General features: G+C 68.4%; 16 protein-coding genes. 11 read left to right on the forward strand and 5 right to left on the reverse strand.

Annotation, left to right across the window (positions count from 1 at the left end; all coding sequences use genetic code 11):
- Positions 1–154 precede the first annotated feature (154 nt).
- Positions 155–1,300 carry a serine hydrolase domain-containing protein gene (locus ACTIEW_RS02395; protein WP_439476313.1) on the forward strand — a complete coding sequence of 382 codons (1,146 nt, stop codon included), beginning with the start codon at positions 155–157 and terminating at the stop codon, positions 1,298–1,300.
- Positions 1,301–1,363: 63 nt separating this feature from the next.
- Here ACTIEW_RS02395 and rarD read toward each other — a convergent pair whose 3' ends face one another.
- Both rarD and ACTIEW_RS02405 read right to left on the reverse strand, forming a co-directional pair.
- Positions 1,364–2,299 carry an EamA family transporter RarD gene (gene rarD / locus ACTIEW_RS02400; protein ID WP_439476314.1) on the reverse strand — a complete coding sequence of 312 codons (936 nt, stop codon included), beginning with the start codon at positions 2,297–2,299 and terminating at the stop codon, positions 1,364–1,366.
- Between the two features lie 168 nt (positions 2,300–2,467).
- Positions 2,468–3,514 (reverse strand): aspartate-semialdehyde dehydrogenase, encoded by a 1,047-nt coding sequence (locus ACTIEW_RS02405; RefSeq protein WP_439476315.1) that lies wholly within the window; start codon positions 3,512–3,514, stop codon positions 2,468–2,470.
- 221 nt (positions 3,515–3,735) lie between these two features.
- Here ACTIEW_RS02405 and zapE point away from each other — a divergent pair, with 221 nt between their 5' ends.
- Entirely contained in the window at positions 3,736–4,851 is a 1,116-nt protein-coding gene (zapE, locus tag ACTIEW_RS02410; RefSeq protein WP_439476316.1) for a cell division protein ZapE, read from the forward strand.
- Positions 4,852–4,913: 62 nt separating this feature from the next.
- Entirely contained in the window at positions 4,914–5,438 is a 525-nt protein-coding gene (locus tag ACTIEW_RS02415) for a hypothetical protein (protein WP_439476317.1), read from the forward strand.
- A 218-nt stretch (positions 5,439–5,656) separates the two neighbouring features.
- Here the strand turns inward: ACTIEW_RS02415 and mdh are convergent, their stop codons facing one another.
- Positions 5,657–6,619, reverse strand: coding sequence for a malate dehydrogenase (gene mdh, locus ACTIEW_RS02420; protein ID WP_439476318.1), 963 nt, complete (start codon positions 6,617–6,619; stop codon positions 5,657–5,659).
- Positions 6,620–6,743: 124 nt separating this feature from the next.
- On the opposite strand from mdh, the gene ACTIEW_RS02425 reads away from it, so the two are divergent.
- From ACTIEW_RS02425 to ACTIEW_RS02460, 8 genes are all read left to right on the forward strand, one after another.
- Complete coding sequence (locus ACTIEW_RS02425; RefSeq protein ID WP_439476319.1) at positions 6,744–7,556, forward strand: EcsC family protein; 813 nt, start codon at positions 6,744–6,746, stop codon at positions 7,554–7,556.
- Positions 7,557–7,601: 45 nt separating this feature from the next.
- Entirely contained in the window at positions 7,602–7,772 is a 171-nt protein-coding gene (locus ACTIEW_RS02430) for a hypothetical protein (RefSeq protein WP_439476320.1), read from the forward strand.
- A 72-nt stretch (positions 7,773–7,844) separates the two neighbouring features.
- Positions 7,845–8,129, forward strand: coding sequence for a BrnT family toxin (locus tag ACTIEW_RS02435; RefSeq protein WP_439476321.1), 285 nt, complete (start codon positions 7,845–7,847; stop codon positions 8,127–8,129).
- Positions 8,126–8,464: a BrnA antitoxin family protein gene (locus tag ACTIEW_RS02440; protein ID WP_439476322.1), complete on the forward strand. Its 339-nt coding sequence runs from the start codon at positions 8,126–8,128 to the stop codon at positions 8,462–8,464. Before ACTIEW_RS02435 ends, ACTIEW_RS02440 begins: the two co-directional genes overlap by 4 nt.
- 50 nt (positions 8,465–8,514) lie before the next feature.
- Positions 8,515–8,898, forward strand: a complete 384-nt coding sequence (locus tag ACTIEW_RS02445; protein WP_439476323.1) for a VOC family protein — start codon at positions 8,515–8,517, stop codon at positions 8,896–8,898.
- Positions 8,899–9,179: 281 nt separating this feature from the next.
- Positions 9,180–11,429, forward strand: a complete 2,250-nt coding sequence (katG, locus tag ACTIEW_RS02450; RefSeq protein ID WP_439476324.1) for a catalase/peroxidase HPI — start codon at positions 9,180–9,182, stop codon at positions 11,427–11,429.
- Between the two features lie 281 nt (positions 11,430–11,710).
- Positions 11,711–12,598, forward strand: coding sequence for a hydrogen peroxide-inducible genes activator (locus tag ACTIEW_RS02455; RefSeq protein WP_439476694.1), 888 nt, complete (start codon positions 11,711–11,713; stop codon positions 12,596–12,598).
- A 248-nt stretch (positions 12,599–12,846) separates the two neighbouring features.
- The gene (locus ACTIEW_RS02460) at positions 12,847–15,744 is read left to right on the forward strand and encodes a M16 family metallopeptidase (protein WP_439476325.1); all 2,898 of its coding nucleotides are present in this window, start codon (positions 12,847–12,849) and stop codon (positions 15,742–15,744) included.
- Between the two features lie 3 nt (positions 15,745–15,747).
- On the opposite strand, the gene ACTIEW_RS02465 is transcribed toward ACTIEW_RS02460, so the two are convergent.
- Positions 15,748–16,569: a S1 family peptidase gene (locus ACTIEW_RS02465; RefSeq protein ID WP_439476326.1), complete on the reverse strand. Its 822-nt coding sequence runs from the start codon at positions 16,567–16,569 to the stop codon at positions 15,748–15,750.
- A gap of 13 nt (positions 16,570–16,582) precedes the next feature.
- The gene (locus ACTIEW_RS02470) at positions 16,583–16,972 is read right to left on the reverse strand and encodes a four helix bundle protein (protein ID WP_439476327.1); all 390 of its coding nucleotides are present in this window, start codon (positions 16,970–16,972) and stop codon (positions 16,583–16,585) included.
- Positions 16,973–16,994 lie beyond the last annotated feature (22 nt).

Below are 16,994 nucleotides of genomic sequence, written 5' to 3' on the forward strand. Positions count from 1 at the left end.
TCAACACCTCACTCTGGCACGTCGATGCCGTCGGGGGGCGTCCACCCCATCACCCGTAGCCGACATTGAATGCGTCCGCTTTCGGACCGTGACCCGGTCGCGCGAAGGGGGTGGGGAGGGTGACGGCCGATGGTGGGAAAGGTAGGACTTCTCCATGAGCACCCTCCCCGAGATCCACGGCTCCTGCCCGCCGCGCTTCGCCGCGGTGAAGGACGCTTTCGCGGCCAATTTCACCGAGGCGCCCGAGGGGCTGAACGAGCAGGCGGCGCGGTTCAGCGTCTGTATCGGCGGCGAGGTCGTGGTCGATCTGTGGGCCGGCTGGGCCGATGCGGCCCGGACCCGGCCGTTCGATGAGCAGACGCTGACGCCGGTGTTCTCGACCGGCAAGGCCGTGATGGCCTTGATGATCGGTACGTGCGTCGAGCGGGGGCTGCTGGACTATGAGAAGGCGGTTTCCGGCTACTGGCCGGCCTTCGGACAGGCGGGCAAGGAACGGATCACGGTCGGCCAGCTGATGAGCCACCAGGCGGGGCTGCCGGGGTTCTCGGAGAGCGTGGACCCGACGATCTGGTTCGACCCCGACGCGGCGCTGGCGCGGCTGTGCGAGCAGGCGCCGATGTGGGCGCCGGGGACGGCGTCGGGCTATCACCCGATCACCATCGGCCTGCTGGCCGGCGAGCTGTTCCGGCTCGTCGACGGGCGGAGCATGGGCGCGGCCCTGCGCGAGGACTTCGCCGACCCGTTTGGGCTCGACCTGTGGATCGGCCTGCCCGAGGCCGAGCACGGCCGCGTGGCGCAGATGAAGAAGCCGACGGCGGCGCCGCACCTGGGCGTCATCGATGCGGTCAAGCGCGCCGCCTTCCTCGACACCGGCTCGGCCCCCGGCGGGCGCGGCTCGGCGGAATGGCGGACGATGGAGCTGCCCTCGGCCAATCTGCACGGCACGGCGAAGGATCTGGCGCGGATCATGGCGGTGGTCGCCGATGGCGGAGCGCTGGACGGGCGCACCGTGCTGTCGCCGGGGGTGCTGGCCCAGATGCTGCGCGAGCGGATCCACGGCCGCGACAAGGTCGTGCCGTTCGACATCAGCTGGGCGGCGGGGCTGATGCGCAACGAAGGCCTGCACATCTTCGGGCCCAACCCGACGGCGGCGGGCCATTGCGGCTGGGGCGGCAGCTGCGCCTTCGCCGATCCGGACGCCGGAGTGTCGGGGGCCTATGTGATGACGCGCCAGTCGCCGCATCTGATCGGCGACCCGCGGGCGCAACGGTTGATCGGGGCGCTGTATGGGGGGCTGTGAGGGGTGGCTGGTGGCTGCCGGTTCGCCCGAGGAGGTCGTCCAGCCACCAGTCACCAGCCACCTTCAGACCGGTTCCGCCGACCGTTTCAAGGCTTCCCGCGCGGCGCGGTGGCGGAACAGGGCCGCCGCCGCGAAGACGCCCGCGCCGCCCCAGATGAAGGCGAAGCTGATCACGCGCAGGGGAGTCAGGGCCTCGCCCGCCCAGACGCCGACGGCGAACTGCAGCGTCGGGGCGAGGAACTGGATAAAGCCGATGGTCGACAGCGGCAGGCGCCGGGCCGACCAGGCGAACAGGGCCAGCGGCAGGACGGTGGCGGGGCCGTTGGCGAGGGCCCAGAGCGTATTGACCGGGCTGTCGAATGCCACGCCGGCGCCGGTGTGCTGCAGCCACAGCACCCAGGCCAGGCCAAACGGGACCAGCAACAGACATTCGACCAGCAGGCCGGCCTGGGCGTCGATGGGGACGCGTTTGCGGATCACCCCATAGCTGGCGAAGCTGATGGCCAGGACGATGGAGATCCACGGCGGACGGCCGAGGGCGGCGGTCTGGAAGGCCACGCCGATGGCGGCCAGACCGATGGCGACCCAGCCCCATTTGTCGATCTTCTCGCGGAACAGCCACAGACCCACGACCATGTTGAGCAGCGGGTTGATGTAGTAGCCGAGGCTGGCTTCCAGCGTGGCCTCATGCGTCGTGGCCCAGACATAGAGGCCCCAGTTGACCCCGATCAGCAGCGTCGAGAGGATCAACCACCCGAGAGTTTTGGGCGAGGCGAAGGCGGCGCGGACCTGACCGCCCTGCTTCGCCAGCAGCACCAGCAGGCCGGCGACGGCCACGGCCCAAAGGGCGCGGTGGGCGAGGATTTCGAGCGAGTCGAAACCGAGCGCGCCCTGCCCCATGAACAGCAGGGGCATGAAACCCCACATGACATAGCAGCCGAAGGCGGAGACCAGGGCGGCGCGGGGCGTGGCGGACGAAGCGGGGGCCATGGCGGACATTCTGTTTCCTTCTCCCGTTGGGAGAAGGTGGCCCGGAGGGCCGGATGAGGGTCGGTCGGGTGGAGCGGCGAAGCCGCCCCGGGGCCGTAGCCCCTCACCCTTTCGCGCAAGGACGACGGCCTGCGGCCGGCGTGCGCTCAAGCCCTCTCCCGCCGGGAGAGGGAGGCCTTAAACAGTGATGCTTCGATACCCGGACGCCGGCTTGATGATCCCCGTCTCGTCCAGCAGTTGGGCGATCTGGACGGCGTTGAGGGCTGCGCCCTTGCGCAGGTTGTCAGAGACGATCCACAGCGACAGGCCGTTCTCGACGGTCGGGTCCTTGCGGATGCGGCTGACATAGACGGCGTGTTCGCCGGCGGCGTCGACGGGGGTGATGTAGCCGTCGTGCTCCTGCTTATCGATGACCATGACGCCGGGGGCCTCGCGCAGGATGGCGCGGGCCTCGTCGGGCGAGATGGGGCGGTCGAACTCGAGGTTCACGGACTCGGAGTGGCCGACGAAGACGGGCACGCGCACGCAGGTGACGGTGAGCTTGATGTCAGGATCGAGGATCTTGTGCGTCTCTTTCCACATCTTGGCTTCCTCGTCGGTGGAACCGTCGTCGAGGAAGCTGCCGATGTAGGGGATGACGTTGAAGGCGATCTGTTTGGGGAACAGTTTCGGCCGCGCGTCGCCGAGGCCGTAGATGGCCTTGGTCTGGTTCCACAGCTCGTCCATGCCCGCCTTGCCGGCGCCCGAGACCGATTGATAAGTCGAGACCACAGCGCGCTTGATCTTCGCCGCGTCATGCAGGGGCTTGAGGGCGACGACCAGCTGGGCGGTCGAGCAGTTGGGGTTGGCGATGATGTTCTTCCGCGTCGCCAGCTTGATGGCGTCCGGGTTCACCTCGGGCACGATCAGCGGCACGTCCGGGTCCATGCGGAAGGCCGAGGAGTTGTCGATGACGATGGGGCCGGCCTTGCCGATCTTCTCGGACCACAGGCGCGAGGCGTCGCTTCCGGCGCTCATCAGCACCAGGTCGACGGTCGAGAAATCGAACAGTTCGATGTCCTCGCATTTGATCGTCTTGTCGCCCCAGGAGACCTCAACGCCCTTGGATTTGCGCGAGGCGACGGCGTGCATCTTCTCGACGGGGAAATCGAGTTCCTCGAGGATGTTCAGCATCTCCCGGCCGACATTGCCGGTGGCGCCCACGACGGCGACGCGATAACCCATGACATTGTTCCTTGCGCTAACGCTCGCCGCGCGGCGGCTCGCTTCTTGAGCGCGATTGGGGTTGATCCTTCGAACGCTCTAACGCTCGGCCCGGAGAGCCTCGCTGCTTGAGCGCAGGTGGTGTGGATGTCCGGGAACCGGACGTTGACGCCTATGTGGGCCTTCGCGGGCGCGAAGCAATCGCTTTTCAGCGGTCGCGGGCGCCGCTAAGCCCGGGAACGATGCCGTCACGCATACGCACCGCTTATGACCGTCGTTTGGCCGACGGTCGACTGACGCCCGATCCGTCGCAGATTCCGGTGGTCGACGCCCTGGCACGGCTGGAGAAAGATCTGCGCAAAAAGGCGCCGATGGGCGGCCTGCTGGGGTCGGGCCCCGAGGTGCGCGGCGTCTATCTGTGGGGGCCGCCGGGGCGGGGCAAATCCCTGCTGATGGACATGTTCTGCGCCTGCGCGCCCGAGCCGCGGAAGACCCGCGCCCATTTCCACGCCTTCATGGCCCGCGTCCACGACCTGATCCGCCAGTGGCGCGAAGGGGATGCGAAGACGCGCAAGGCCGTGTTCGGCCAGTCGAAAGGCGACGATCCCATCAGGCCGGTGGCGGAACTGATCGCCGACGAGGCGCGGCTGCTGTGTTTCGACGAGCTACAGGTCACCGACATCGCCGACGCCATGATCCTGGGCCGGCTGTTCGAGGCCCTGTTCGAGCGGGGCGTGGTGCTGGCGGTGACCTCGAACCGGGCGCCGGACCAGCTGTATCTGAACGGGATCAACCGCCAGCTCTTCCTGCCCTTCATCGCCATGCTGGAGCGCAAATGCGTGGTGGTCAGCGTCTCGGGCTCGCGCGACTGGCGGCTGGACCGGCTGATGGGGACCCGGGTCTGGTACACGGCGACCGACATGGGGCGGCGCATCGGGTTCGAGACCCTGTGGGAGCAGCTGAAGGGTGAACAGCAGGAGTCGCCGACCCGGCTGACGGTGCTGGGTCGCGACGTGGTCATCGAGCGAACGGACGGCGGACTGGCGCGGGCGACCTTCAGCCAGCTGTGCGGAACGGCGCTGGGGCCGCAGGACTACCTGGCCATCGCCGCGCGGTTCCACACCCTGTTCCTCGAGGGTGTCCCGGTGCTGGGACCGGCCAACCACCATGAGGCGCGGCGGTTCGTGACCCTGATCGACGCCCTGTACGAGGCCGGGACGCGGCTGGTGGTGCTGGCCGAGGCGGCGCCGGAGGCCCTGTATCGCGAGGGGGCCGGGGCCTTCGAATTCGAGCGGACGGCGTCGCGGCTCAATGAAATGGCGAGCGCGGACTGGCTGGCGCGCGAGCGAACGGCGTAGGATGGTCGCCACAATTCCGCTCGGGCCGATGGCTCTAACGTCTGCGACCCCGGAGATCCGCCATGCGTCTGCCCGTTCTGTTCGCCGCCCTCGCTCTCGCCGCCGCCCTGCCCGGCGCGGCCCTGGCCCAGACTCCGCCGCCGGCGGCGGTCGCGACCAACGGGGTCTCGGTCGCCGATGCGAGGACCTGGCTGACCGGTCTCGGCGGCTCGGTCGGGGAGCCGGTCCTGCGCGAGGGCGTGACCAGTCTGCACATCGCCGACCAGCCCCTGCCGTGGAACCTGACCTTCTACGCCTGCGGCCCGACCCTTTGCGACGACGTCCAGTACAGCGCCATCTTCACGGGGCCGATCACCGCCGACCAGATCAACGCCTGGAACCGCGACAACCGCTTCCTCAAGGCCTTCTTCGTCCCGGCCGCTCCGGGCGGCGAGGCGAGCGCGGTGGTCCAGTATGACGTCGTCCTGACCAGCGCCGGAACCGAGCAGCTGCGGGAACCGACAGTGGTCTGGCTGCAGCTGCTGAGGACGTTTGCGCAGAGCCTGGTGGCCGCGACGGCGCCGGCGACAGCGGCTCCCGCGCAATAGCTATCGTCATCCTCCGGCGAGCGCAGCGAAACCGGGGGACCCAGCGGCGCCGAAGGCGATCTGTTCAGGCAGGGTGTCCGCGACAGCTTCGCGCTCTCGCGCGCCGCTGGGTCCCCCGGTCTGCGCCGCGAAGGCGCGGCTTGCCGGAGGATGACGAAAGCAAAAAGGGCCGCGGATCGCTCCGCGGCCCTTCTGTTTTTCGCGGCTCGCTGCAGCGATTACGTCAGCGAACTATCGATGTCCTTGCAGGCCTGGATCAGGCCCTGCACCGACTCGACCGACTTGGCGAACATCGCCTTCTCGTCATCATTGGTGGTGAACTCGATCACCTTCTCCACGCCGCCGGCGCCGATCATGGCGGGGACGCCGACGTAGAGGTCCTTGAGACCATATTCGCCCGACAGCCAGACGGCGCAGGGCAGGACGCGCTTCTGGTCGAGCAGATAGGAGCGGGCCATGGCGATGGCGCTTTCGGCCGGGGCGTAGAAGGCCGAGCCGGTCTTGAGCAGGGCGACGATCTCGCCGCCGCCCTTGCGGGTGCGATCTACGATGGCGTCGAGCTCGGCCTGCGACAGCAGGCCCGCCTTGACGGCGTCGGGCAGGGGCAGGCCGCCGACAGTCGAGTGGCGCACCATCGGCACCATGTCGTCGCCGTGTCCGCCCAGGGTCCAGGCGTGGATGTCCTGGATGGACACGCCGGTCTTCTCGGCGAGGAAATACGCAAACCGCGCCGAGTCGAGCACGCCGGCCATGCCGACGACCTTTTCCTTCGGCAGGCCCGAGAACTGCTGCAGGGCCCAGACCATGGCGTCGAGCGGATTGGTGATGCAGATGACGAAGGCGTCCGGGGCGTGCTGGCGGATGCCTTCACCCACCGCTTTCATGACCTTCAGATTGATGCCGATCAGGTCGTCGCGGCTCATGCCCGGTTTGCGCGGCACGCCGGCGGTGACGATGCAGACGTCGGCGCCCGCGATGTCGGCATAGTCATTCGCGCCCTTGAGGGCGACGTCGGTTCCGATGACGGCGGTGGCCTCGGCGATGTCCAGCGCCTTGCCCTGGGGGGTGCCCTCGGCGATGTCGAACAGGATGATGTCGCCCAGCGCTTCGCGCGCGGCCACATGGGCCAGGGTGCCGCCGATCATGCCGGCCCCGATGAGGGCGATCTTCGCGCGAGCCATGGGTGTCATCTCCGAGGGGTGGTTCTTGGGAGGATGGAAGTTTGCGGTTGCGAACCGCGGTCGGGCGGGGTCTAGACCCGCGAGCGCGGGCCTGCAACCGTGACGCTGCGTCATCGGAGCGCCCATGGCCCGCCTGCCCGAAACCCGTCCCGAGTTCGTCGCCGCCGAGGACACGCCGTCCGACCTGATCACGGTCGTGGACGAGACCACGGTGCGGGCGGAGGTCGCGACGTGGCGGGCCAGGGTGCTGAAGCCGCCGGGGCTGTGGGACAAGGCGACGCGCGGGTCCCAGGACCGGATCAACAAAATCATCCCCGAGCGGGTTCATGCCATCATCACCTCGGGCGTCGAGGCGATGACCAGGGGCATTCTGTTCGGCTCTGACCTGATCCAGACGCGGCCCACAGCCGATGGCTCCCTGGCGGCGCGCGAGCTGCGGGCGCGGGCGAGGATCAAGGCCTACCGCACCACCGCCAGCGTCGAGGGCGGGATCGCGGGGGCCGGCGGCTTTGTGCTGGCGGCGGCGGACTTTCCGGCCCTGATGGCGATCAAGGTGCGGATGCTGGGCGATGTCGTCGGCGCCTATGGCTGGGGCGGGGCTGCGGATGGCGACTCCGGGCGCGAGCGGCTGTTCCTGCTGCACATCTTCCACCTCGCCTTCGCCAGCGCGAAGCGGCGGCCCGGGGCGCTGGCGGAGCTGGAGCGGTGGATCGCCGGCGTGGATCAGCCCGAGGCGATCACGGAGTACGACTGGCGGCGGTTCCAGATCGAGTACCGCGACTATATCGACCTGGCCAAACTGGCCCAGCTGATCCCCGTCGTCGGCGCCCCGATCGGGGCCGTGGTCAACTGGCGGCTGGTCGACCGGCTCGGCGAGACGGCGATCATGGCCTGCCGGATGCGGTGGCTGGACGAGGCGCAACAAGCTCTACCATAGATAGAACGCGCTATCCGCCACGGCCTGGCGTATGGTGGGGCGGCCATGAAGGATGTTGCGAACTACCGGGCGAGATCAGAGGCGGCCATCGCGAGAGCGGGCGGCGCGACGAGCGAGACCGAGAAGGCGCATCACCAGGCCGACGCCGCGAGTTGGGAAGCCCTGGCGAAAATGGCCGAACGCCATGCGCTGATGATGGCGGCGTTCAGGCTGTAGGGCGGGAGCTTCGCAGCGGCAACGCCACGCGATATTTTCGTACATACATAAATTATTGACGTCCGACATTTTATGTGTATACACATATTGCCGATGGCCATCGAGTTCGATCCGGAGAAGGACGCCGCCAACATCGCCAAACACGGCGTGTCCCTCTCGGCGGCCCTTGAGATGGTCCTTGATGACGCCGTGATCGTTCCAGACACCCGATTCGACTACGGCGAAGACCGTTTCAACGCCTACGGCATGATCGGCGGGACGCTGCCTGCGATGACCTTCACCCTTCGGGGCGACGACATCCGCGTGATCAGCCTTCGCCGGGCCCGGCCAAAGGAATTGAAGCGTTACACCGAATGATGGCCGCAGTTGCGACCCGCCAAGCCAAGGAGAACCAGGTGGTGGACAAGGACGACGCCCCGGAGCTGACCCGGGAGATGATGAAGAAGGCCGGGCGCGGTCGTGAGGTCCTGCCCGAAACGGTCCTCGCACAGTTCCGGCGCGGTCCGGGACGGCCGCCGGCGGACAATCCGAAAGTCCCCGTCTCGATCCGGCTCGACAAGGATGTGGTGGACCACTTCAAGGCGACGGGCGAAGGCTGGCAGACCAGGATCAACAGCATCCTGCAGGACGCGAAATCGGGTCGCCTGAAGGCGGTGAAGCCATCGAGCCCGCCCCTGAAGAGACGGGCTTGAGTTCCTGTTTTGTTCGTGCGTAGATCAGCGCTCAAAGGGAGGGTTTCGACATGATCGGCTATGTGACGCTGGGCACCAACGACCTGGAGCGGGCGGCGGTGTTTTATGATGCGATCGCCGCGGAGTTGGGGACGGCGCGGATGATGGAGTGGCCGGGGGCGATCGCATGGGGCACGCCGGGCGGCGGGGCCGGGATCGGGCTGACCAAGCCGTTCGACGGTCAGGCGGCCAGCATCGGCAATGGGGTGATGGTGGCGCTGGAGGCGGCGTCGCGCGAGCAGGTCCACCGGCTGCACGAAGTCGCCCTGGCCCACGGCGGGACCTGCGAAGGGCCGCCCGGACCGCGCGGGGATACGTTCTACGCCGCCTATTTCCGCGATCCCGACGGCAACAAGCTGAACGCCTTCATGATGGAGGGCGGCGCGGTGGCGTAGGTCCGTGCCCAACAAGCTCCACAGCCCGTCATCCTCGGGCTTGTCCCGAGGACCCATTTACCCGCCGCACGGGCAAATGAAGCCTCGCAGATCGTCAGGACACGCCATCTGACCTAAGGTTCGAGGCCGCTGAACGATGGGTTCTCGGGACAAGCCCGAGGATGACGGGACCGTAGATCATCATAGATTTTCCTGCTTCTCGCGACAGGATTTATCGATTTTCCTTAGCGACGCTACCGGTCCAGGCTGTCCGCAATCGCGCCCAGGCGCAGGAGGACACCATGGACGGACACGCGGGCGGACCCAGCCCCCTCAATGATCCGAAGAAGGAAAAGGCCGCGTTGCGATCGCTGCTCGGCCGGACCAACCGCGACTGGTGGCCGAACCAGATGGCCGTGGACATCCTGCACCAGCAGGGGCGGACCGGCGATCCGATGGGCGACGGCTTCAACTATGCCAAGGCGTTCAAGGCGCTGGACTATGCGGCCGTCAAACGCGACCTGACCGCCCTGATGACCGACAGCCAGCCGTGGTGGCCGGCGGACTATGGCCACTATGGCCCCTTCTTCATCCGCATGGCGTGGCATTCGGCCGGCACCTATCGCACCGGCGACGGGCGCGGCGGCGCGGGCGCGGGGCAGCAGCGGTTCGCCCCGCTGAACAGCTGGCCGGACAACGGCAACCTCGACAAGGCGCGGCGGCTGCTGTGGCCGATCAAGCAGAAATACGGGGCCAGCCTGTCGTGGGCCGATCTGATGATCCTGGCCGGCAATGTCGCCATCGAGAGCATGGGCGGGCCGGTGTTCGGCTTCGGCGGCGGCCGGGCCGACGTGTGGGAGCCCGAGAAGGACGTCTATTGGGGCACCGAGGAGAAATGGGTCGGCGAGGAGGGCAATGAGACCCGTATCCAGCCCGACAGGGAGATGGCGCTGGAGAGCCCGCTGGCGGCGATCCAGATGGGACTGATCTATGTGAACCCCGAGGGCCCTGGCGGCGTGCCGGACGCCCTGCAATCCGCGCGCGACATCCGCGAGACCTTCGCCCGCATGGGGATGAACGACGAGGAGACGGTGGCCCTGACGGTGGGCGGCCACACCTTCGGCAAGGCCCACGGCGCCGGCGACGCCTCCAAGGTCGGGGTCTCGCCCGAGGGGGCGGACATCGCCCAGCAGGGACTCGGCTGGACCTCCAGCCACGAGAGCGGCATCGGCGACCACACCATCACCTCGGGCATCGAAGGCGCCTGGACGCCGACGCCGATCCAGTGGGACATGACCTATTTCGACATGCTGCTGGACCACGAGTACGAGCTGGTCCGCAGTCCGGCCGGCGCCAAACAGTGGCGGCCGGTGGGCAATCCGGACGACACCCTGGCCCCGGCCGCGCACACGCCGGGCAAGCGCGTGCCGACGATGATGACCACCGCCGACATGGCGATGAAATTCGACCCCGAATACCGCAAGGTGATGGAGCGGTTCCGCGGCGATCCGGCCCATTTCGGCGACGCCTTCGCCCGCGCCTGGTTCAAGCTGTGCCACCGCGACATGGGGCCGAAGGTCCGCTACCTCGGGCCGGAAGTTCCGCAGGAAGACCTGATCTGGCAGGACCCGATCCCGGCGCGGAAGGGTCCGGCGCTCACCGCGTGGGACATCAGCGCGCTGAAGGAACAGATCGCGGCGTCAACCCTGACGGTGGCCGATCTGGTCACGACGGCATGGGCGGCGGCGGCGACCTATCGGGGGTCCGACCACCGCGGCGGCGCCAACGGCGGTCGGCTGCGGCTCGAACCTCAGCGGTCATGGGACGTCAACCAGCCCCGGGCGCTCGCCCATGTGCTGGAGGTCTATGAGGCCATCAAGGGCGACTTCGACGGCGAGCGCATCGTCTCCATCGCGGACCTGATCGTGCTGGGCGGCTCGGTGGGAGTCGAGAAGGCGGCCAGGGCCGGCGGCCATGCGGTGGAGGTTCCCTTCACCCCGGGCCGGACCGACGCCTCGGCCGAACAGACCGACGTCGAGGGCTTTGCGGTGCTTGAGCCCAAGGCCGACGGCTTCCGCAACTATCTGCAGGTCCGGTACAATGTCCCGACCGAGGAGCTGCTGGTCGACCGGGCGCAGCTGCTGGGCTTGACGGCGCCGGAGATGACGGTGCTGGTCGGCGGGCTGCGGGTGATCGGCGCCAACCACGGCGCGTCGAAGCATGGCGTGTTGACCGATCGGCCGGGCCAGCTGACCAACGACTTCTTCGTCAATCTGCTGGACATGCGGACGGGCTGGAAACAGGTCGACGACAGCGGCGACGAGACATTCGTCGGTTCGGACCGCCTCACCGGCGAGCCGCGGTGGACGGCGACTCGCACCGATCTGGTGTTCGGCTCCAACTCGCAGCTGCGGGCCCTGTCGGAGGTCTACGCCTCGGCCGATGCGGGCGGGAAATTCGTCCGCGACTTCATCAAGGCCTGGGTCAAGGTCATGAACGCCGACCGCTACGACGTGACCCTGAAAGAGGAGTTCGGCGCCGCGGCGGCCTGATCGGCTGAAGGGTTCATCACGACAGGCACAACGAAAGGCACAACGGACACGACGGGACAGGTGATCTTTCCTCAAGACCGGTTTCTTGCGGGGCGATGAGATCGCGGCTTCGCCGCCTTGATTGATCAAAGCCCTGGATGACCGCCTGGCCGTTTTCCCGGCCCCCGTTGTGTCCGCCGTGACTTTCGTTGTGTCCGTTGTGATGAACCCGCCACCGTCGACCCCATAAAGCCGTCTGATTGCCTTTGGCCAAAGCCATAGCGGACGCCTATATGTCGGCCATGCTCCCGACCCTGCGACAGCTCCAGTATCTCAAGCTCCTGGCCGAACACGCCTCGTTCAGCCGGGCGGCGGAGGCGGCCCATGTCAGCCAGCCGGCCCTGTCGGCCGGGGTGCAGGAACTGGAGAAGATTCTCGGCGCGCCCGTGGTCGAGCGGACGCGCGGCAACATCCAGCTGACCGCCGTGGGGGCCGAGGCGGTCCGGCGGGGCGAGGACGTGCTGGCCCGAACCGAGGATCTGGTCGAGGCGGCGCGCAATGCGGGCAAGCCCTTGACCGGGCGGTTCCGGCTGGGCGTGATTCCGACCGTCGCCCCCTTCCTGCTGCCGACCAAACTGCCGGGGGTGAAGGCGGCCTGGCCGGCCCTGCGGCTGTTCATTCGCGAGGACCTGACGCCGCGGCTGATCGCCGGGCTGAAGGCGGGGCAGCTGGACGCGGCGGTGATCGCCCTGCCCTACAGCTCGCACGGCATCGACCACGCCCGCATAGGCGACGACGAGATTCTGGCCGCCGCGCCTGTGGGCCATGCGCTGGCGGGGACGGGGCCGATCCCGGCGGGCTCGCTCAAGGCCGAGGACCTGATCCTGCTGGAGGACGGCCACTGTCTGCGCGACCACGCCCTGGCGGCCTTCGGTATCGAGCCGCCGCGCGGCGAGGATGTCTTCGCCGCCACCAGCCTGCATACGCTGGTGCAGATGGTCTCGGCCGGGCTGGGGGTCAGCTTCCTGCCCGAGATGGCGGTGCGGGCCGGACTGGCGGACCTGCCGGGCGTCGTGGTCCGGCCGATCACGGCCAAGGCCCCGCGCCGCGAGATCGTGGTGGCCTGGCGCGCCGGCTCCAGCCGCGCTGCCGAAGCGAGACTGCTGGCGGACGCGCTCAGACTGGATTGAATACTCTATCTTCCGCTCATCCCGGCGAAAGCCGGGACCCGGTGCTTTGGCGGATTCGGCGGATAAAAAGGTCCCTCAGGCCTCAATCCTGAAACACCGCGTCAAGCTGGACAGGACTGGGTCCCGGCTTTCGCCGGGATGAGCGGAATAGGGAATTGGACTCATTACGACTCCGTAAGGTGCGCCGGGTTTTGGCCCTGTTAGGGTTCGCCCGCCCGCGTGCGCCGGGCGTCCCGGAGCCGTGCCCCATGAAGTCCCGCCTGTTCGCCGCCGCCTCGATCGCCGCCCTGATGCTGGGCGTTTCCGCCTGCGCCACCACCAGCGCCCAGGATGCCGCCGTTACCGCCGCAGCCGGCGCCAGCGAGGCGATAAGAGCCTGGGAGGCAACTCAGCCGACACCCGCCCCCATCGTGGTTCCCCCGCTAGGTTTCGCCGAGCGGACCCTGCCGAACGGGCTGAGAGTGTTCACGGCGCGCGACACGGCCACGTCCAACGTCACCGTCCAGGTCTGGTACAAGGTCGGGGCCAAGGACGATCCGGAAGGGCGGTCCGGCTTCGCCCACATGTTCGAACACCTGATGTTCAAGGCGACGCGGAACCTGCCGCAGGAGACTTTCGACCGGCTGACCGAGGACGTCGGCGGTTCGAACAACGCTTCGACGGGCCTGGACGTGACCAACTACTATGAGACCGTGCCGGCCCAGCATCTGGAGCGGATGCTGTTCGCCGAGTCCGAGCGGATGGGGTCGCTGGTCGTCGACGAGGCGTCGTTCGAGAGCGAGCGCGACGTGGTCAAGGAGGAGTTCCGCCAGCGCGTGCTGTCGACCCCCTATGGCCGGTTCCAGCGCCTGCACTCCCAGGCCTTCATCTATCAGGACAGCCCGTATCGTCGCCCGGGCATCGGCTCGATCGCCGATCTGGACGCCGCCACCATCGACGACGTGCTGCGCTTCCACGAGACCTTCTACCGGCCCGACAACGCCTATCTGATCGTGGCCGGGAATTTCGACCAGGCCCAGTTGGACGCCTGGATCGACGGCTATTTCGGCGGCATCGAAAACCCGGACCGGGCCCTGCCCGTCAACAATGTGCCCGAGAGCTTCGGCACGGCGCGCGAGGCGACCTTCCATGGTCCCAACGTGCCGCTGCCGATGGTGCAGATCACCTGGCCGACCGTGCCCTATGACCACCCCGACCGGGCGGCGCTGGACGTGCTGGACGGCATTCTGTCGACCGGGGAGTCGAGCCGGCTGTACCAGGCGCTGGTCTATCGCCAGCAGATCGCGACCACGGCCACGTCGTCCAACAGCCAGCAGCAGCAGGTCGGGGTGCTGAACACCTCGGCCGTCATGAGCGCGGGGCATACGCCGGACGAGGGCATGACCGCCCTGCGCGCCGAGGTCGCCCGCATGCGCGACGAACCGGTCACCGAGGCCGAACTGGCCGAGGCCAAGACCGAACTGGTGGCCAGCGCGCTGCGCGGACTGGAGACCATCGACGGCCGGGCCTTCGCGCTGGGCTACACCCTGATCATGACCGGCGATCCGACCAGCGCGGATCGCGACGTCGCCAACATCCAGGCCGTGACCGTCGCCGACGTGCAGCGGGTGGCGCGTCAGTACCTGCGCGACGACCGCGCCATCGCCATGCGCTATCTGCAGGCTGACGCCGAGAATCCGGCCTCGCCGGTGCAGGAGGTGTTCACCGCGCCGATCACCCTCGCCTCGCTGGCCCCCGCGGGCGAACCGGTGACCCTGCTGCCTGAAGGTCAGCGGACGCCGCTGCCGCAACCGGGCCCGGCGGTCGACGCCGCCACGCCGCAGGTGGTCGAGCGCCGTCTGGCCAACGGCATGCGGGTGCTGGTCGCCCGCAAGCCCGGCCTGCCTCTGATCTCGGCCCGGCTGAGCTTCAACGCCGGCACGGCTGACGACCCGGCAGGCAAGGCGGGCGCAGCCAATTTCACCGCCTCGCTGCTGACCCAGGGGACACAGACCCGCTCGGCTCCCGAAATCGCCACCGAGATCGAGCGACTGGGCGCGGATATCGGCGCGGGCGCGGGCGCGGACTTCACCAATGTCTTCGCCTCCTCGCCGTCCAATGTCTTCCCGCAGACCATGGCCCTGATGGCCGATGTGGTGCGCAACCCGGCCTATGCCGCCGAGGAGCTGGACCGCGAAAAGACCCAGACGCTGAACGGCCTGCGCGTCGCCCTGTCGCAGCCGGGGCCGGTGTCCAACCTGGCCGCCGCCCGCGCGGTGTTCGGCGAAGCGCCCTACGCCCTGCCCGGCTCGGGCACGCCGGGCACCATTCCGGGCCTGACCCGCGACGATCTGGTCGCCTTCCACGAAGGCCGCTACCGGCCCAGCCAGGCGACACTGGTGTTCTCGGGCGACATCACGCCGGAGGCGGCCTACGCCCTGGCGGAACAGGCCTTTGGCGACTGGCGCGATCCGGCGGGAACTGTGGCAACGATCGACGATCCGGCCGGGGCGCTGGTGGCGCCGCGCATCATCGTCATCGACCAGCCCGGCGCCGGTCAGGCGGCGGTGGTCGCGGCCCTGCGCGGCATCGCCCGCACGGACGAGGACTATTTCCCGCTTCTGGTCGGCAACAGCCTGATGGGCGGCGGCTTCTCGGCGCGCCTGAATCAGGAGATCCGCATCAAGCGCGGCCTGTCCTACGGGGCCAGCTCGAGCCTCGGCGTGCGCGAGGACGAGGGCATCCTTTCGGCCTCGGCCCAAACCCGCAATGACGCCGTGCCGGAGGTGGCCGAGCTGATCCTGGCCGAAATCGCCCGTCTGTCAGCGACCACCGCCACCGAGGCCGAACTGGCGCCACGCAAGGCGACCCTGATCGGCTCGTTCGGCCGTCAGCTGGAGACGGTGGACGGTCTGGGCGGTCTGGTCGCCAATCTGGCGCTGTACGGCCTGCCCCTGACCAACCTGGCCAGCTACGACGACGATGTGAACGGCGTGACCCCGGATGCGATCCGGGCCGCGGCGGCGGAACACCTGCCCGCCTCGAGCGCCAGTCTGGTGATCGTCGGCGACGCCTCGGTCTTCCTGACGGCGCTGCGGGCGAAATATTCGAATATCGATGTGGTGCCGCTGTCGAGCCTGAACATCGACTCGGTGAGGCTGAGGTAGGCGTCAGATCGACAGACAGACGACCTGGGCCACGCGCAGTTCGCGGCGCAGGTCGTCGGCGACGAGGCCGTAGTTGTCGACGGTGACGAGGCGGCCGGTCAGGGGTTCGTCAGCCTTCTGCACGCCGCGGATGGCCGGGCCAAAGGTATCGGGCGAGGTGGTGTAGATCCGGCCCCGGCGCGGGCTTTCGGCGATAGTGACGCCGATGGCGCGGCCCTGGCGGTCCAGCACCGGCGCGCCCGACAGGCCCGCCAGCGTGCCGCCCAGACCGTCGGTGCGGCCGACCTCGGCCCAGGCCAGGACCGGTTCGTCGCGCTGTCCCCGGCCGCGCACCCTGAGCGTCTCCCGGCCGAGCAGGCGGGAGGCGACCTCGCCCGCCCGCGCCTGGGGATATCCGGGGTGGAAGCCGCGCTGTCCGGCGCGCAGGCCGTGCGCAGCCATCACCGGAACCGCGTCCGATCCGCCCTGGGTCAGCAACACCGCGATGTCGGCGCGAGGCGCCAGCCGCACGTCGGCGGCGACGGCGCGGCCGCCCCCGACGAGGATGGCCGGACGCCGGCAGCCCTCAACCACATGGCGGGCCGTGACCCAGCGGCCGTCACGCGAGATCGAAAAGGCCGTGCCGGAAGTCGGCTGGAAGGGAGTGTCAGGGGCGTGGACGGTGACAGCGGGGTCGAACGGCGTGATCGGCCCCAGCAGGGCGCCCTCGACCTCATCCGGCGGGGGCGGCGCCGGCGGGGCGTCTGCGTTTTCTCGCAGTTGCAGGGACCAGATGACGAGCGCGCCGACCACTGCCGAGTAGATGATCCAGTCGGGAATACGCATCAGGTTCTGGGTTCTAGGGATTAGGTTCTGGGGAACAGGGTGGATTGGAGACGAGGCGTGCTCTCAGGGCGGTCAACATGCGCCCGACCTCCTCGGCCTGAGCCAACACGAGGTCGGTAGCGGTGGATGGAGCCAAGTCGAGCTCCGCAACAAGTAGCAGAAACGTCTCAAGCTCCGCCAAGGAGCCTTTCGCGATGCTGACGAAATGAGCGTAGTCCCGTCTCGTCCCGCGACCATGCCCCTCCGCGATATTCGCCGGCACCGACGTGGCAGCGCGGATCATCTGTCCGGATATTCGATATTCCTCATGCTTGGGCAGCTGCCGCGTCAGGCGGTAAACCGACGCCGCCAGGGCCATCCCCTTCTTCCAGACTACGAGGTCCCGGTAAGACCGAACCGTCATCCGCGCCCTCCCTAGAACCTGA

The organism is Brevundimonas sp. (assembly GCF_051860745.1).
Classification (GTDB): Bacteria; Pseudomonadota; Alphaproteobacteria; order Caulobacterales; family Caulobacteraceae; genus Brevundimonas.

Coding starts and splice junctions, on each gene's coding strand:
- ACTIEW_RS02395 (WP_439476313.1), top strand. CDS start 155: ATGAGCACCCTCCCCGAGATCCACGGCTCCTGCCCGCCGCGCTTCGCC.
- rarD (WP_439476314.1), bottom strand. CDS start 2,299: ATGTCCGCCATGGCCCCCGCTTCGTCCGCCACGCCCCGCGCCGCCCTG.
- ACTIEW_RS02405 (WP_439476315.1), bottom strand. CDS start 3,514: ATGGGTTATCGCGTCGCCGTCGTGGGCGCCACCGGCAATGTCGGCCGG.
- zapE (WP_439476316.1), top strand. CDS start 3,736: ATGCCGTCACGCATACGCACCGCTTATGACCGTCGTTTGGCCGACGGT.
- ACTIEW_RS02415 (WP_439476317.1), top strand. CDS start 4,914: ATGCGTCTGCCCGTTCTGTTCGCCGCCCTCGCTCTCGCCGCCGCCCTG.
- mdh (WP_439476318.1), bottom strand. CDS start 6,619: ATGGCTCGCGCGAAGATCGCCCTCATCGGGGCCGGCATGATCGGCGGC.
- ACTIEW_RS02425 (WP_439476319.1), top strand. CDS start 6,744: ATGGCCCGCCTGCCCGAAACCCGTCCCGAGTTCGTCGCCGCCGAGGAC.
- ACTIEW_RS02430 (WP_439476320.1), top strand. CDS start 7,602: ATGAAGGATGTTGCGAACTACCGGGCGAGATCAGAGGCGGCCATCGCG.
- ACTIEW_RS02435 (WP_439476321.1), top strand. CDS start 7,845: ATGTGTATACACATATTGCCGATGGCCATCGAGTTCGATCCGGAGAAG.
- ACTIEW_RS02440 (WP_439476322.1), top strand. CDS start 8,126: ATGATGGCCGCAGTTGCGACCCGCCAAGCCAAGGAGAACCAGGTGGTG.
- ACTIEW_RS02445 (WP_439476323.1), top strand. CDS start 8,515: ATGATCGGCTATGTGACGCTGGGCACCAACGACCTGGAGCGGGCGGCG.
- katG (WP_439476324.1), top strand. CDS start 9,180: ATGGACGGACACGCGGGCGGACCCAGCCCCCTCAATGATCCGAAGAAG.
- ACTIEW_RS02455 (WP_439476694.1), top strand. CDS start 11,711: ATGCTCCCGACCCTGCGACAGCTCCAGTATCTCAAGCTCCTGGCCGAA.
- ACTIEW_RS02460 (WP_439476325.1), top strand. CDS start 12,847: ATGAAGTCCCGCCTGTTCGCCGCCGCCTCGATCGCCGCCCTGATGCTG.
- ACTIEW_RS02465 (WP_439476326.1), bottom strand. CDS start 16,569: ATGCGTATTCCCGACTGGATCATCTACTCGGCAGTGGTCGGCGCGCTC.
- ACTIEW_RS02470 (WP_439476327.1), bottom strand. CDS start 16,972: ATGACGGTTCGGTCTTACCGGGACCTCGTAGTCTGGAAGAAGGGGATG.